The organism is Pantoea dispersa (assembly GCF_014155765.1).
Lineage (GTDB): Bacteria > Pseudomonadota > Gammaproteobacteria > Enterobacterales > Enterobacteriaceae > Pantoea > Pantoea dispersa.
Genome location: NZ_SCKT01000011.1, coordinates 65,557 through 79,496, shown reverse-complemented (window position 1 = coordinate 79,496; position 13,940 = coordinate 65,557). Strand labels below are relative to the sequence as shown.

At 60.3% G+C, this 13,940-nt stretch carries 14 protein-coding genes; 1 reads left to right on the top strand and 13 read right to left on the bottom strand.

What is annotated here, in order from left to right; genetic code table 11:
• Positions 1-3: 3 nt before the first annotated feature.
• The 13 genes from H7K56_RS21530 to cysG all read right to left on the bottom strand — a co-directional run bounded on the left by H7K56_RS21530 (position 4) and on the right by cysG (position 12,642).
• The gene (locus tag H7K56_RS21530; protein ID WP_150361128.1) at positions 4-1,395 is read right to left on the bottom strand and encodes an OprD family outer membrane porin; all 1,392 of its coding nucleotides are present in this window, start codon (positions 1,393-1,395) and stop codon (positions 4-6) included.
• 79 nt (positions 1,396-1,474) lie between these two features.
• Positions 1,475-2,842: a PTS transporter subunit EIIC gene (locus H7K56_RS21525; RefSeq protein WP_150361127.1), complete on the bottom strand. Its 1,368-nt coding sequence runs from the start codon at positions 2,840-2,842 to the stop codon at positions 1,475-1,477.
• A 30-nt stretch (positions 2,843-2,872) separates the two neighbouring features.
• Complete coding sequence (locus H7K56_RS21520) at positions 2,873-3,943, bottom strand: SIS domain-containing protein (protein ID WP_150361126.1); 1,071 nt, start codon at positions 3,941-3,943, stop codon at positions 2,873-2,875.
• Positions 3,944-4,101: 158 nt separating this feature from the next.
• A complete protein-coding gene (locus H7K56_RS21515; RefSeq protein ID WP_150361125.1) occupies positions 4,102-5,145 on the bottom strand; it encodes a LacI family DNA-binding transcriptional regulator in 1,044 nt (347 codons plus the stop codon).
• A 15-nt stretch (positions 5,146-5,160) separates the two neighbouring features.
• Positions 5,161-6,204: a tRNA pseudouridine(13) synthase TruD gene (gene truD, locus H7K56_RS21510; protein ID WP_150361124.1), complete on the bottom strand. Its 1,044-nt coding sequence runs from the start codon at positions 6,202-6,204 to the stop codon at positions 5,161-5,163.
• Positions 6,201-6,683: a 2-C-methyl-D-erythritol 2,4-cyclodiphosphate synthase gene (ispF, locus tag H7K56_RS21505; protein ID WP_031279680.1), complete on the bottom strand. Its 483-nt coding sequence runs from the start codon at positions 6,681-6,683 to the stop codon at positions 6,201-6,203. The genes truD and ispF overlap by 4 nt, the downstream gene beginning before the upstream one ends.
• Complete coding sequence (ispD, locus tag H7K56_RS21500) at positions 6,683-7,399, bottom strand: 2-C-methyl-D-erythritol 4-phosphate cytidylyltransferase (RefSeq protein ID WP_150361123.1); 717 nt, start codon at positions 7,397-7,399, stop codon at positions 6,683-6,685. Before ispD ends, ispF begins: the two co-directional genes overlap by 1 nt.
• 3 nt (positions 7,400-7,402) lie before the next feature.
• A complete protein-coding gene (ftsB, locus tag H7K56_RS21495) occupies positions 7,403-7,720 on the bottom strand; it encodes a cell division protein FtsB (RefSeq protein WP_021507350.1) in 318 nt (105 codons plus the stop codon).
• Between the two features lie 170 nt (positions 7,721-7,890).
• Positions 7,891-8,211, bottom strand: a complete 321-nt coding sequence (locus H7K56_RS21490; protein ID WP_021507351.1) for a DUF3561 family protein — start codon at positions 8,209-8,211, stop codon at positions 7,891-7,893.
• 54 nt (positions 8,212-8,265) lie between these two features.
• Positions 8,266-8,871, bottom strand: coding sequence for an adenylyl-sulfate kinase (gene cysC / locus H7K56_RS21485; protein WP_021507352.1), 606 nt, complete (start codon positions 8,869-8,871; stop codon positions 8,266-8,268).
• Complete coding sequence (gene cysN / locus H7K56_RS21480; protein ID WP_058775992.1) at positions 8,871-10,298, bottom strand: sulfate adenylyltransferase subunit CysN; 1,428 nt, start codon at positions 10,296-10,298, stop codon at positions 8,871-8,873. Before cysN ends, cysC begins: the two co-directional genes overlap by 1 nt.
• A gap of 10 nt (positions 10,299-10,308) precedes the next feature.
• Positions 10,309-11,217 (bottom strand): sulfate adenylyltransferase subunit CysD, encoded by a 909-nt coding sequence (gene cysD, locus H7K56_RS21475; RefSeq protein WP_021507354.1) that lies wholly within the window; start codon positions 11,215-11,217, stop codon positions 10,309-10,311.
• Positions 11,218-11,226: 9 nt separating this feature from the next.
• Positions 11,227-12,642 (bottom strand): siroheme synthase CysG, encoded by a 1,416-nt coding sequence (gene cysG / locus H7K56_RS21470; protein ID WP_021507355.1) that lies wholly within the window; start codon positions 12,640-12,642, stop codon positions 11,227-11,229.
• Between the two features lie 248 nt (positions 12,643-12,890).
• Between cysG and H7K56_RS21465 the strand changes: the two genes are divergently transcribed.
• Positions 12,891-13,910, top strand: a complete 1,020-nt coding sequence (locus H7K56_RS21465; RefSeq protein WP_058775990.1) for an aminopeptidase — start codon at positions 12,891-12,893, stop codon at positions 13,908-13,910.
• Positions 13,911-13,940 lie beyond the last annotated feature (30 nt).

Sequence of the window (13,940 nt, the reverse complement as noted above, 5' to 3'; positions counted from 1 at the left end):
TCCTTAGTGTCGTGAGTGATTGAACAGGCTAAAAGGGGCAATCATCATGAATTTGACGTCCTTTTCATCCTGGAAAACGTTGCCATAGCCGCCGCCCCAGCTGGGGTTATCGCTATGGTTGTTGTAGGCGGTGAGATGCAGCTTAAATACCGTGTCTTTGGCCCAGCCGGATTGCACCTGCCACACCAGATCGCCGTTGATGGCGGTTTCCGTCAGGCGCTGCTGCTGCGACCAGTCGCCGCCGCGCGCCGGTTTACCGTCCCAGCCCCAGGCAAACGAGCCACCGATGCTGACGCCCGGCCAGACGATGTCGCTGAGATCGATCATCAGGCCTGCAAACAGCGCTTTTTCGCCGTCGGCGTTGAAGTCAGAGCGCGAATCCCACCACATATCGATGCGGCCCGCGGAGTTGGGATAGATCGGCGTCATCGCCACGGTGTAGTAACCTTGTTTCCCCGGTGCGTGTACTGCGCTGCCCTCGAGCCGGAACTGGTAGCGATCCCACTGGTACGCCAGCGTCAGGCCCTGCTGCCAGGCAAACTCATCGTAAACATCATGGCGGCCGGTACGATCCTGCGAGCCGTAGAACTGCCAGCTGACGCTGAACGGGTTATCCCACAGCGTGGTCTGGCGTGCCGCTTTGGCGAAATATTTGTCGAGATAATGCGGAGATTCCCCCCACGCCAGCTCCAGCGTGTTGCCGTTTTTGAAGTCATACTTCGCGCCCAGCGAGTGCAGATAAGGAATGCGTGTTTGCCGGTCGATTTCGCGAAACTCGTACATTTTGCGATACCACGGTGCTTTGTACTTGTTGGCGCCCATCCACGACAGCGACAGCGCGCCGGCAGCGCCATAGTCATAGACTGCCCCGACTTCCACGCCCTGGTAGGTGCCGGGCAGAAATCCCCATTGGGTGCCAAGCAGCGTCTGACCGCTCGGCTGGATATAACCGGCCCGCAGCCAGTAGTCGCCGGCTTTGAGTTTCAGCGCGGCACGGTAGAGATCCAGCCCGTTACGTTCGCCGACACCACGGTCTTCCCACATCGAAGGCCCGTGACTGAAGCTGATCTCGTTGGGATGCGCCGGGCTGCCTTCAAACAGATCCCAGGTGGCGAAGGCCGCCACATCAATGCCTACGGTATCGGCCAGATAGCCGGACTGATAATCGAGCGCGCCGGTCAGCGTGCTGTGATGCAGGTTGGTCTGATAGTGCTGATAGTGCGCGCTGTGCGGATCGAGATCTTTACGCTCACGATGGCGCTGCCAGTAATAGATGGTGCCCTCCAGCGTGCTGTCTTCAACAAATCCTTCCGCCAGCGCCGGCGGTGCCGCGCCCAGCATCAGGGTGGCCAGCGGCAGCAGCGCTGCCTTTTTTCTCCTGGTGAATGTGTTCATGACCTTTCCTTAAGGTGCACGCGGCCCTGCGAAGCAGCCGCATGCGATTTCCCTGTTTTGGTGTTAACGAATCAGCGCATCAGGCGCCGGTTTTATTCACGCTGCGCAGCGTCCAGCGGCCGTAAATCAGCGTCAGAATGAATGGGGTGAGGAAAGCCACGGCAATTGCCGCCACTTCATAGATCATCTTCGACTCAGGGCCTTCGAACAGGCCGAGTTCAAACACGTTCAGCACCGGCAGGAAACTGTAGGTTTTCACCTGCAGCAGCCCGGTGATGCCACCGCCGAGCGCCGCGCCGATGCAGCCGAAGATAAACAGCATGCGGTACTTGAGATTGACGCCATACAGCGCCGGTTCGGTGATGCCAAAGAACGCTGACAGCGACGCCGAGATTGCAATCTGCCGGTCGCGCAGGCTGCGGGCGATGAAGATCGCGCCGGTGACCGCGCCGAACTGCCCCATCACTGCCGACATAAACATCGCCATGATGGTGTCGTAGCCCTGCACCTGAATATTGATCAGCGCCAGCGGGATGATGCCCCAGTGGACGCCAAACACCACGAACAGCTGACCTATGCCCGCCAGCAGCGCGCCGGAGATCATCGGGCTGAGCTGATAGAGCCAGCTGTAGCCGCTGGCGATGCCGACGCCAACGTAATCTGCCAGCGGGCCAATCACCGTGAACACCACAAAGCCGCAAATCAGCAGCGACAGGCACGGCACAAACACCAGCGCTGCCACCTCGGGGATCCACTGTTTCAGTCGGTGCTCAACCTTGCTCAGCAGCAGCACCGCCAGAATTGCCGGAATCACCGCGCCGCCGTAAATCTTCAGGCTGATGCTCAGGCCGAACAGCGCGAAGTGCGCCGGCAGATCCGGCTGGGTCAGCGGAAACACCATCGCCGCCGTCAGCGCCAGCGCGGTGAAACGGCTGGCGCCGAAACGGTCTGCTGCGGTGACGGCAATAAACAGCGGCAGGAAGACAAACACGCCGCTGGCCAGCGCGTTGAACATGGCGAACAACAGGTCATCGTCCGCCACCCAGCCCTGCGTCTGCAGCAGCACCATGATGCCTTTGATCACCCCGATGCCGGCCAGTACGCCAATGTAGGGCGTGAAGATAGCGCCGAGCGTGGCCAGCATTTTGCCCGCAACGCCGCGCTCGTCTTTGCCGGGCTTCACCGGTTCGGCCACCGGCGCTGCGCCCTGCTGCATCGCCTGAAACAGCTGTTCGACCTGCGGCCCGACCACAATCTGCAGCTGTCCGGACGCGTTCACCACGCGGATGACGCCCGGCAGGCTACTGATGGCCGGCATATCGACACTGGACAGATCGTTTATCGTCAGCCGCAGCCGCGTGGCGCAGTGTGAAATGTGGCTGATATTATCGTCGCCGCCGACCTGTTCCCTGATGGCCTGCGCCAGCTTCACGTAATCGAGTTTCATTGTTGTTATCCTTATGGCTCGCGCCCGGCGTTAGTCGTAATCACCCGGTTTGGTTTTGCTCTTCATCGCCACGCCAAAATCAGTGAATATGCGCTGCGGCAGATTGTTGCCTTTGGCTTCAGCGATGTGATGCGCGAGGATCTGGAACGGAATCACCATCAGCAGCGGCGCTATCCATTCGCTGACCTCCACGCCGAGTGCCAGCGTGCGCGCATCATCACTTTCCCCGAGACACAGGCTCCAGACGTGCGGCGTCACGCGCTGCTCATACTGGCGCAGCAGCTGCAGGCGTTCGCGCACCGGCGCCTCGACGTCGATAAAGAACAGCCGGTGCTGCGGATTGATTTCGAAATAGGGGCCGTGCATAAACGCTTCCAGTTCAATGCCCTGCGACGGCACGCGCACCGTTTCGCTGAATTTGGTCTCCATCTCTTTGATCACGCCAATCGCCGGACCAAAGCCAATCGAGATAAAGCGTGGCGCCGCAGTGAGATCGTCCTGCCAGCGCTGCCAGAAACGCTCGGTGCGGGCGATGATGTCCGGAATCGCGTCGACGCCCTGCTGCAGTTGCGTCAGCGCCTGCTGCTCCTGCTCTGCGCTGAGGCGACCGCTGTGGCGCGCACTGTGCACGCCAATCAGCATCAGCGTCAGGATCGTGGCGACATAGCCTTTGGTGACATACCCGACGCGCTCTTCGCCGTTCATGATGTCTACGGCGTGATCCACCGCCTGCGCCAGCGGACTGGTGATTTTGCTGGTGATGCCCCAGGTTGCCACGCCGTGCTGTTTTTTCAGCGCGTCGATCGCTGCCAGCGTCGAAGTGCTCTCGCCGCTTTGTGAAATCGCGATCACCAGATCGGTCGCCGGATCCCACTGCTCGTAGTGCTGAAAGTGAAACGGCTCCTGCACGCTGATGCGTACGCCGGTCAGTTGCTCAACGTAATATTTGGCGCTGAGCGCGGCGTTGATGCTGGAGCCGGTGGCCAGAATCAGCACAGTTTTTGCCTTGCCCAGCACCGGTAATCCCTGCGGATAGCACGCCAGCAGATGGCTCAGCACCTCGGGTTGCTGGTGGATGTAGGTCATCATGGTGGGTTTCATTACCGCTCCTTAAACTGTTTTCCCGTCAACCTGAAAACGTTTTCAGGTTGTGAGCCAACTTATTTAATGGCGCATATTAAGTCAACGTGAGGATCGTGAAATTGCGATCGCGCTAACAAAGCGCAACGAAAGCAGGCGGAACGTTTAAGGGGAGAAGATCAGGCGGATTCGCCGGGGATCAATACCGGCTTTAGCGGTGCGCTGCAGCGCGCGTGCGGGCTTAAGCTGCCGTCCAGCTGCGCCATCATCATGGTGATAATGTTTTGCCCCAGCTGCGGATTCTGGTGATCGACACTGGTCAGGCGCGGGATAAAATACTCGCTGCCGGGGAAGCGCTCACAGCTGATGACCGCTACCTGCTCAGGCACGTCAATGCCGCGATCGCGTAACGCGCGGATCGCGCCCATCGCCACGCGATCGTTGATTGCCACCAGCGCCTGCGGTTGCTCTGCCTGCTGCCACAGCGTATCAATCGCCTGATAGCCGTGTTCAGGATAGAAGTTATTCAGGCAGATCCAGCTGTCGCGCGGCGTAATGCCGGCCTGCTGCAGCGTGGCGTGGAAATGACTGACGCGCTCGCGCGTCACCCACACTTTGCGCGAACCGCCAATAAACGCGATATCACGCAGGCCGCGCGCCAGCAGGTGATTCACCGCCAGTCCGACGCAGTGCTGCTGGTCGCGCATCACGCACGGCCAGCGGCCAGCAGGATGCGGCTGCCCCACCACCACCACCGCCATTTTGTCCATCAGCGATTCCAGCAGCGTCAGGTAGCCGGCCGGAATCGGCGCATAGTCGCTGTGGCCGCCGAGCACGATCACCCCATCGATCTGGCTATCGATAATCGACTGAAAAATCGCGCTTTCATCATCGTCATGCTGAGGGCTGCGGTTGGCCGACTGGGTATCGTACAGGGTGATTTTATAACCGATGGCCAGACAGGCCTGCTGAATCTGCGCCACCAGCGTGACGAAGTAAGGGTTAGTGATGTCAGAGACGATCACCGCGAGCGTATAGCTCTGGCGCGATATCATGCCGCGCGCCATCAGGTTGGGGCTGAACTGATGCTCGGCGATCACCTGTTCCACCCGCGTGCGGGTTTTTTCCGATACCCACGCATGCTTGTTGAGCACGCGCGAGACGGTAGTGATCGACACACCGGCGAGTACGGCAATATCCTTGATGGTGAGATTTTTGCTCATCGTCGCCGGGTTCGCTTATTCGTCGCCGAGCGGGGCCGCCGCGCCGTTGCTCAGCAGCTCACGCACTACGCTGGTGGCAAAACTGCCGGCCGGCAGCCAGAACTGCAGCTCGAGCGTGACGTCATCCCACCAGTTCCATTGCAGATCTTTCGGCACCACCAGCATGGCGCGCCGCGCCGCATCGACGCGTTCACGCTCCAGCAGGCCCAGCAGATCGGCCACGCCCGCCAGCTGCTGCTGTTCAAACGCCAGCGTTTCGCCCTGAGTGCCCAGCTCGCCGCGTCCGGCCAGCGGTGCGGTGATGCGCAGCTCGTGGTTATCCAAACGCTGCTGCAGCGCAGGTAACTCGTCCGTCTGGGCAACAAACCAGCTGCCGCGCCCGCTGAGCTGCAGCGCATCGCCGGGCTGCACGCGATCCAGCGCACCGTCACGCTGCAGGCGCGCGCTGGTCAGCTGATTGAACAGCTGGCTGCGCGCCGCCGACAGCAGAATGCCTTTCATACTGCGGTCGCGTGGACGGAATTTCTCCTCTGCCCACAGGCGCGCCTGCGTCAGGTTATTGCCGCCGCGGCCAAAGCGCTGTTCGCCAAAGTAGTTGGGCACACCCTGCTGCTGAATTCGCTGCAGCCGCGATTCCACCTGCGCGCGATCGGACACCTGACGTACCACCAGACGAAACGCATTGCCCGCCAGCGCGCCGGTGCGCAGTTTACGCTTGTGGCGAATCACCTGCAGGATCTCCACGCCTTCCAGCTGGAAGCCGGCAAGGTTGGGCATCGCCGTGCCCGGCACGCGGAAGCACAGCGTCTGCTCGGTGACTGCATGGCGATCTTTCATGCCGGCATAGCTGAGATCGCGCTGATGCACGCCGAGAAATTTGGCGATTGCCTCAGCGACAAAACGCGTGTTGCAGCCAATTTTACGGATGCGCACCAGCAGCTGTTCGCCTTCGCCGTCATAGGGATAGCCGAGATCTTCAATCACCACGAAATCTTCGGGACTGGCTTTAATCATCCCGGTGGCAGCGGGCACGCCGTGCAGGTAGAGCAGCTCACTCATGCCCGATCGGCCTTCACCAGCAGCGCCACGGCTTCGCAGGCAATGCCTTCACCGCGACCGGTGAAGCCCAGCTTCTCGGTGGTGGTGGCTTTGACGTTGACATCATCCATGTGGCAACCGAGATCTTCGGCGATGTTGACGCGCATCTGCGGCACGTGCGGCAGCATTTTCGGTGCCTGAGCGATGATAGTGACATCGACGTTGCCGATGCGGTAGCCCTTCTGCTGGATGCGACGCCAGGCTTCGCGCAGCAAACCGCGGCTGTCGGCGCCTTTGAATGCCGGATCGGTGTCCGGGAACAGTTTGCCGATGTCGCCCATCGCCACCGCGCCCAGCAGCGCGTCGGTCAGCGCATGCAGCGCCACATCGCCGTCGGAATGCGCAATAAAGCCCTGTTCGAAGGGAATACGCACCCCGCCAATCACCAGCGGACCTTCGCCGCCAAACGCGTGCACGTCAAAACCGTGACCGATACGCATCATGCGTGCTCCTTTAACTGAATCTGAGTGAGATAGAAGGCCGCCAGCGCCAGATCTTCCGGCCGCGTTACCTTAATATTGTCGCTGCGTCCGCTGACCAGCTCAGGATGATAGCCGCAGTACTCCAGCGCCGAGGCTTCATCGGTGATGGTCGCGCCTTCATTGAGCGCGCGCGTCAGGCAGGCGGTCAGCAGCGCATGCGGGAAAAACTGCGGCGTCAGCGCATGCCATAAGTCATCGCGTTCAACGGTATGCGCAATGGCACCTTTGCCGGGCTCCGCGCGCTTCATGGTGTCGCGCACCGGTGCCGCCAGAATCGCGCCGACTTTGCTGTGCTCACGCACCGCCAGCAGACGCGCTAAATCATCGGGATGCAGACACGGACGCGCCGCGTCGTGCACCAGCACCCAGGCGCTGTGGCGGATGGTTTGTAATCCGGCCAGCACCGACTCGGCGCGGGTTTCGCCGCCGGTGACGCGCAGCACGCGGGCATCCTGCGCCAGCGGCAGGCTATCGAACCAGCCGTCATCCGGGCTGACTGGCACCACCACCTGCTTTACCGCCGGATGCGTCAGCAGGCGCGCCACGCTGTGCTCGAGCAGGGTTAACGGACCGATGGTGAGATACTGCTTCGGACAGGCGGCCTGCATGCGGCTGCCGATACCGGCAGCCGGCACCACGGCAATCACATCCGCAGAGGAAGAGAGCTGATTCATGGTTTATCGTTGTTGATTCTGCGCCGCTTGTTGCGCATTACGTTTGTTTTGGTCTGGCACCAGACGATAGAAAGTCTCGCCAGGCCTGATCATGCCCAGCTCGCTGCGTGCGCGTTCCTCAATCGCCTCTGAACCGCCATTGAGATCGTCAATTTCGGCAAACAGCTGATCGTTACGCGCTTTGAGTTTGGCGTTATTCGCCTGTTGTGACGCCACGTCTTCGCTGACGCGCGTATAATCATGGATACCGTTCTTGCCCAGCCACAGGGAGTATTGCAACCATCCCAGCAGCACGAGCAGCAGTAACGTCAGTTTTCCCATCCCCGCCCCCTGAAAAACGGCTCAATCATCCCATAACTTGACGCCGGACTCCACTGCGGCAGCGAAAATGGCGCGCAAGCAGATTTGTCTGGACAAATAATGACGGGGAAAGCACCGGACGGCGGGTAAAGTTTTGTAACCTGCCGATGCGTTTGCACATCAGCGCCGGATTACCAGCCGGAGAGAAAGGAGAACAGCAGCCAGAACAGGCACACCACCACCAGGGCGGTAATCAGGCCGCTCCACCACAGCCGGCCACGCAGCATCAGGCTGAGCACGATGCCAATCAGCACCGAAACCGGCAGCAGCGCGAGGAAAAAAGGCCAGGTGTAGAGAAAGAAAAACAGCGTGTTAGAGCCGTACAGCAGAAACGGGATGCCCAGCGCACACCAGTACGAGAGAAAGCCGATCACGCCGCCCGGCAGCGATGAGCGTGGCTCATCCGGGGTGCGTTCATCTTTGCGTGCCAGCATGGGGGTAACGTTCTGCATAGAGATCCTGTTGACGCTAAAGCGCGGCAAACCGTGAGATTTGCCGCTGTCGGTTCAGGATCTGATGATATCGTGGTGGCGCAGCAGGTCTAACAATTGGCCGGTCAGTTTTGTAACCAATTGTTCACCATCCAGCTGGATTTCCGGCGCGTCTGGCGCCTCGTAAACGCTGTCGATACCGGTGAAGTTACGCAGCTCGCCGGCACGGGCTTTTTTATACAAGCCTTTCGGATCGCGCGCTTCGCACACCGCCAGCGGCGTATCGACGAACACCTCGATAAACTGCCCGTCACCGAGCAGATCGCGCACCATCTGGCGCTCGGCACGGTGCGGCGAGATGAACGCCGTCAGCACCACCAGTCCGGCATCCACCATCAGTTTCGCCACTTCACCCACGCGCCGGATATTCTCTTTGCGGTCTTCATCGCTGAAACCGAGATCGCGGCACAGGCCGTGACGCACATTGTCGCCGTCCAGCAGATAGGTGCTGACGCCCAGCCGGTGCAGCGCCTGCTCCAGCGCACCGGCCACGGTGGATTTACCCGAGCCAGAGAGCCCGGTAAACCACAGCACCACGCCACGATGGCCGTGCTGCTGTTCGCGTTCAGCGCGCGTGACCGGATGGTCATGCCACACCACGTTTTCGTCGTGCTGCGCCATTACTGACCGCCCAGCAGGTCGCGCGCGTTCCAGTGCGGGAAGTGACGGCGCACCAGCGCGTTCAGCTCCAGCTCGAAATCACTGTACTGGCCAGCCTGACTGCGCGCGGCGCTCAGCGGCTGATGGATCATGCCGGCACCGACGGTCACGTTGCTCAGGCGATCGATAAAGATCATGCCGCCGGTCACCGGGTTCTGCTGGTAAGCATCCAGCACCATCGGTTCATCAAACGTCACCTCTACCAGACCGATGCCGTTGAGCGGCAGGCTGTCGACCGCGCGTTTTTCCAGCGTATTGATCTCCACCTGATGGAGAATCTTTTCGACGCGGCCACGCGCTTTCTTGCCGGCAATTTTCACTTCATAGCTTTGTCCCGGCTGCAGCGGCTGTTCCGCCATCCACACCACGTCGACGGTCGCGGACTGCACCGCCTGCAAATCGGCTGCGGCATCCACCAGCAGATCGCCACGGCTGATGTCGATCTCATCGTTCAGCACCAGGGTAATCGCCTCACCGGCGGCCGCCTGCTGCAGGTCGCCATCAAAGGTGACGATACGCGCAACGCTGGATTCCACACCGGACGGCAGCACTTTCACCCGCTGGCCGACGCTGACCGTACCTGACGCCAGCGTACCGGCATAGCCACGGAAGTCGAGGTTCGGCCGGTTAACATACTGCACCGGGAAGCGCATCGGCTGCGTGTCGACCACGCGCTTCAGCTCTACCGTCTCCAGCACGTCGAGCAGCGTCGGGCCGCTGTACCACGGCATGGTTACGCTCGGGGTGGCGACGTTATCGCCTTCCAGCGCCGACATCGGCACAAAGCGGATATCAAGATCGTCCGGCAGCTGCGCGGCAAAATCGAGGTAATCCTGTTTGATCTGCTCGAAGGTCTCCTGGCTGTACGCCACCAGATCCATCTTGTTAATCGCCACCACCAGATGTTTGATGCCCAGCAGCGTGGCGATGAAGCTGTGGCGACGGGTCTGATCCAGCACGCCTTTGCGCGCATCGATCAGCAGGATCGCCAGATCGCAGGTCGAAGCGCCGGTCGCCATGTTGCGCGTGTACTGCTCGTGCCCCGGCGTGTCGGCGATGATGAACTTGCGCTTCTCGGTGGAGAAATAGCGATAGGCCACATCGATAGTGATGCCCTGCTCGCGCTCGGCCTGCAGGCCATCAACCAGCAGCGCCAGATCGAGTTTCTCGCCCTGGGTGCCGTGGCGTTTGCTGTCATTGTGCAGCGACGACAGCTGATCTTCATAAATCTGGCGCGTATCGTGCAGCAGACGGCCAATCAGCGTACTTTTGCCGTCGTCGACGCTGCCGCAGGTGAGGAAACGCAGCAGGCTTTTGTGTTGTTGCGCGGTCAGCCAGGCTTCAACGCCGCCCTGCTCGGCAATCTGTTGGGCAATAACGGTATTCATCGGCGTCTCCTTAGAAATAACCCTGACGTTTTTTCAGTTCCATCGAACCGGCCTGGTCGCGGTCAATCACGCGCCCCTGACGTTCACTGGTGGTGGAGACCAGCATCTCTTCAATGATTTCCGGCAGCGTCTGCGCCTCGGATTCCACCGCGCCGGTCAGTGGCCAGCAGCCGAGGGTACGGAAACGCACCATACGCTGCTTAATCACTTCACCCGGCTGCAGGTTGATACGATCGTCATCAATCATCATCAGCATGCCGTCGCGCTCCAGCACCGGGCGCGGTGCTGCCAGGTACAGCGGCACGATTTCGATGTTTTCCAGGAAGATGTACTGCCAGATATCCAGCTCGGTCCAGTTGGAGAGCGGGAACACGCGAATGCTTTCGCCTTTGTTGATCTGGCCATTGTAGTTGTGCCACAGCTCCGGACGCTGGTTTTTCGGATCCCAGCGGTGGAAACGATCGCGGAACGAATAGATACGCTCTTTGGCGCGCGACTTCTCTTCGTCACGGCGTGCGCCACCGAATGCCGCATCAAAACCGTATTTGTTCAGCGCCTGCTTCAGACCCTCGGTTTTCATGATGTCGGTGTGTTTGGCGCTGCCGTGCACGAACGGGTTAATACCCATCGCCACGCCTTCCGGGTTACGGTGCACCAGCAGCTCTGCGCCCATCGCTTTCACGGTGCGATCGCGGAACTCGTACATTTCACGGAATTTCCAGCCGGTATCAACGTGCAGCAGCGGAAACGGCAGCGTGCCCGGATAGAAGGCTTTGCGCGCCAGATGCAGCATCACCGAGGAGTCTTTACCGATGGAGTACATCATCACCGGATTGCTGAACTCGGCCGCCACCTCGCGGATGATATGGATACTCTCTGCCTCCAGCTGGCGCAGATGAGTGAGACGATTTTGGTCCATAATTTTTCCTCAAGCCAAATTGACAACGGCGGACTCGCGAGCCCCCTGCTGTGCCGAATGTTGGAACCAGGCAAGTTGCCCGTGCAGATTCACCACTTCGCCAATCACTAATAGCGCTGGCGTTGGCGCGGCAGCAGCCAGCGCCTCGAGTTGTGCTAAGGTGCCGGTCAGCACCTGTTGATCCTGGCGCGTGCCGCGACCAATCACCGCCACTGGCGTTGACGGCGCGCGGCCGTGTTCGATCAGCCCGGCGGCAATTTCCGCCGCTTTCACCGTGCCCATGTAAATTGCCAGCGTCTGACGCGCGCGCGCCAGCGACGGCCAGTCGATACCGTCGCCGTCGGCGCGGCAGTGACCGGTAATAAACAGCACGCTCTGGGCATAATCGCGGTGGGTTAACGGAATACCGGCATACGCGGTAGCACCCGCGGCTGCAGTGATGCCCGGCACCACCTGGAACGGAATGCCCGCCGCCTGCGCCGCCTGCAGCTCTTCGCCGCCGCGGCCAAAAATAAACGGATCGCCGCCTTTCAGGCGCACCACGCGCTTGCCCTGCTGCGCCAGCGTCACCAGCAGCTGATTGGTCTCTTCCTGTGGCACCGAATGGGCGCCGGCGCGTTTGCCGACGCAGATACGATCGGCATCGCGTCTCACCAGCTCCAGCACCTCATCGCTGACCAGATGGTCATACAGCACCACATCGGCCAGCTGCATCACCTGCAGCCCGCGCAGCGTCAGCAGACCGCTGTCGCCCGGTCCGGCACCGACCAGTGTGATTTCACCCTGATTATCGGAGGTGTTTTCCAGTTCGCGATCGAGCGTGCGGCGCGCCTCGTTGACGTTACCCGCCGCCATCTGGCTGGCAAACAGGCCATTAAAAGCCCGCTCCCAGAAGCGACGACGGTCAGACATTTTGTGGTAGCGCTGTTTGACTTTGTCGCGCCACTGACCGGCCACTTCGGCCATCTGCCCGAGATTGGCGGGCAGCAGCGCTTCGATTTTTTCACGCAGCAGACGCGCCAGCACCGGCGCGGTGCCGCTGGAGGAGATCGCCACCACCAGCGGTGAGCGGTCAACAATCGACGGGAAGATAAAGCTGCATTTCGGCTGGTCGTCGACCACATTCACCAGCTTGTGGCGCGCATTGGCGGCATCAAATACCTGCGCGTTGAGAGCGTTATCGTCGGTGGCGGCAATCACGAGGAAAACATCGTCCAGCTGCGCCGCGTCGAAGTGTTGAGCAATCCACTCGATGGCGTTAATGTCGCGCAGCGCCTGCAGTTCATGGCCGAGCTCGCGCGCGGCCACACGCACGTGCGCACCGGCACGCCGCAGCAGCTCAATTTTACGCGCAGCGATTTCGCCACCGCCGACCACCAGCACCGGACGGTTTTTGAGATCGGCAAAGAGAGGCAAGTAATCCACGTTAACCTTGTTAGTTTTACAATAAGTTAACGCGACTATACGTCCCCGCCTTCTGGCAGATGAAATTACGAATTAGCATGAGTAGTTACCAAATGGAATAACGCACCGGGATTGCTGATAACAATTTGTGCTTAACAAATGATATTGCTGGTGTTTCGGAGCGATACAAATTGTGCAGGCGGCGTCACAGTTTCATACTAACTCAGAATTTTTTTACCCTGACGGGATGTCAGAAAAGGACAACCACTATGTTTGCCACTCTCCGCCGCAGCGTGCTGGCAGCACTGATTGCCGGCGGTTTGCCTCTTTTGGCGCAGGCTGCAGCGATCGCCCCTGGCCACTTTGCCGAACAGCAGTTGCGTCACATCGCCACTTATTTCCCCGGCCGCATGAGCGGCAGCCCCGCCGAGCTGATGACGGCAGATTATCTGCAGCAGCAGTTCACTCAGCTTGGTTATCAGAGCAATACCCGGCAGTTTAATACCAGCTATAACTGGCTGGAGAAACAGGGCATCACGCGCCGCCATAAAGTGACGGCGACCTCGGTGATCGCCGCACGCGCCGGCAGCGTGCCGCAGGAGATTCTGATCGTCACCCATCTGGATACCTGGACGCCGCTCAGCCAGCACGAGGCAGACAATAATCTCGGCGGCCTGCGTTTGCAGGGCGTGGACGATAACGCTTCCGGGCTGGGCGTAATGCTGGAGCTGGCGCAGGCGCTGAGTCAAACGCCGCTGCACTATGGCGTGCGCTTTGTGGCACTGAGCGCAGGCGAAGCCGGTTTACACGGTATGGATGATTATCTGGCGCGCATGAGCGTGCAGGAGAAGAAAGATACGCTGCTGGTGATCGATCTGAATAGCCTGATCGTTGGCGATCGCCTCTACTTTAATAACGGCATGAATACGCCAGCGGCAGTACGCAAGCAGACCAGCGCGCGCGCCCTGCAGATTGCGCACCGTTACGGCATCACGGCCGCCAGCCACGTGCTGACCGCACGCGATTACCCGGGCGTTAATCCGTTTGATAAAGCCGGGATTCCACTGCTGGACGTTACCGCAGCCAACTGGGCGCTGGGCAATAAAGCCGGAGAGCAGCAGCGCGCGCGGTCACCGCATTTTCCGGAGGGTACGGTGCGCCACCAGACCGGGCGCGATAATCTGACTTACATCGACCACTGGCTGCCGGGGCGCATCCATCAGCGCACGCGCGACAGCGTACGCATTTTGCAGCCGCTGCTGACGGAGCTGGCTAATCCGACGTTGTAAGATCTTGCCGGTTTTGCGGGTGCGCACCGC

Bases quoted from the DNA above. Each gene is read 5' to 3' on its own strand.
- cysN (WP_058775992.1), bottom strand. From the start codon at position 10,298: ATGAATACCGTTATTGCCCAACAGATTGCCGAGCAGGGCGGCGTTGAA.
- ispD (WP_150361123.1), bottom strand. From the start codon at position 7,399: ATGAATCAGCTCTCTTCCTCTGCGGATGTGATTGCCGTGGTGCCGGCT.
- H7K56_RS21465 (WP_058775990.1), top strand. From the start codon at position 12,891: ATGTTTGCCACTCTCCGCCGCAGCGTGCTGGCAGCACTGATTGCCGGC.
- H7K56_RS21530 (WP_150361128.1), bottom strand. From the start codon at position 1,395: ATGAACACATTCACCAGGAGAAAAAAGGCAGCGCTGCTGCCGCTGGCC.
- ftsB (WP_021507350.1), bottom strand. From the start codon at position 7,720: ATGGGAAAACTGACGTTACTGCTGCTCGTGCTGCTGGGATGGTTGCAA.
- cysC (WP_021507352.1), bottom strand. From the start codon at position 8,871: ATGGCGCAGCACGACGAAAACGTGGTGTGGCATGACCATCCGGTCACG.
- truD (WP_150361124.1), bottom strand. From the start codon at position 6,204: ATGAGTGAGCTGCTCTACCTGCACGGCGTGCCCGCTGCCACCGGGATG.
- H7K56_RS21520 (WP_150361126.1), bottom strand. From the start codon at position 3,943: ATGAAACCCACCATGATGACCTACATCCACCAGCAACCCGAGGTGCTG.
- cysD (WP_021507354.1), bottom strand. From the start codon at position 11,217: ATGGACCAAAATCGTCTCACTCATCTGCGCCAGCTGGAGGCAGAGAGT.
- H7K56_RS21525 (WP_150361127.1), bottom strand. From the start codon at position 2,842: ATGAAACTCGATTACGTGAAGCTGGCGCAGGCCATCAGGGAACAGGTC.
- H7K56_RS21515 (WP_150361125.1), bottom strand. From the start codon at position 5,145: ATGAGCAAAAATCTCACCATCAAGGATATTGCCGTACTCGCCGGTGTG.
- ispF (WP_031279680.1), bottom strand. From the start codon at position 6,683: ATGCGTATCGGTCACGGTTTTGACGTGCACGCGTTTGGCGGCGAAGGT.
- H7K56_RS21490 (WP_021507351.1), bottom strand. From the start codon at position 8,211: ATGCAGAACGTTACCCCCATGCTGGCACGCAAAGATGAACGCACCCCG.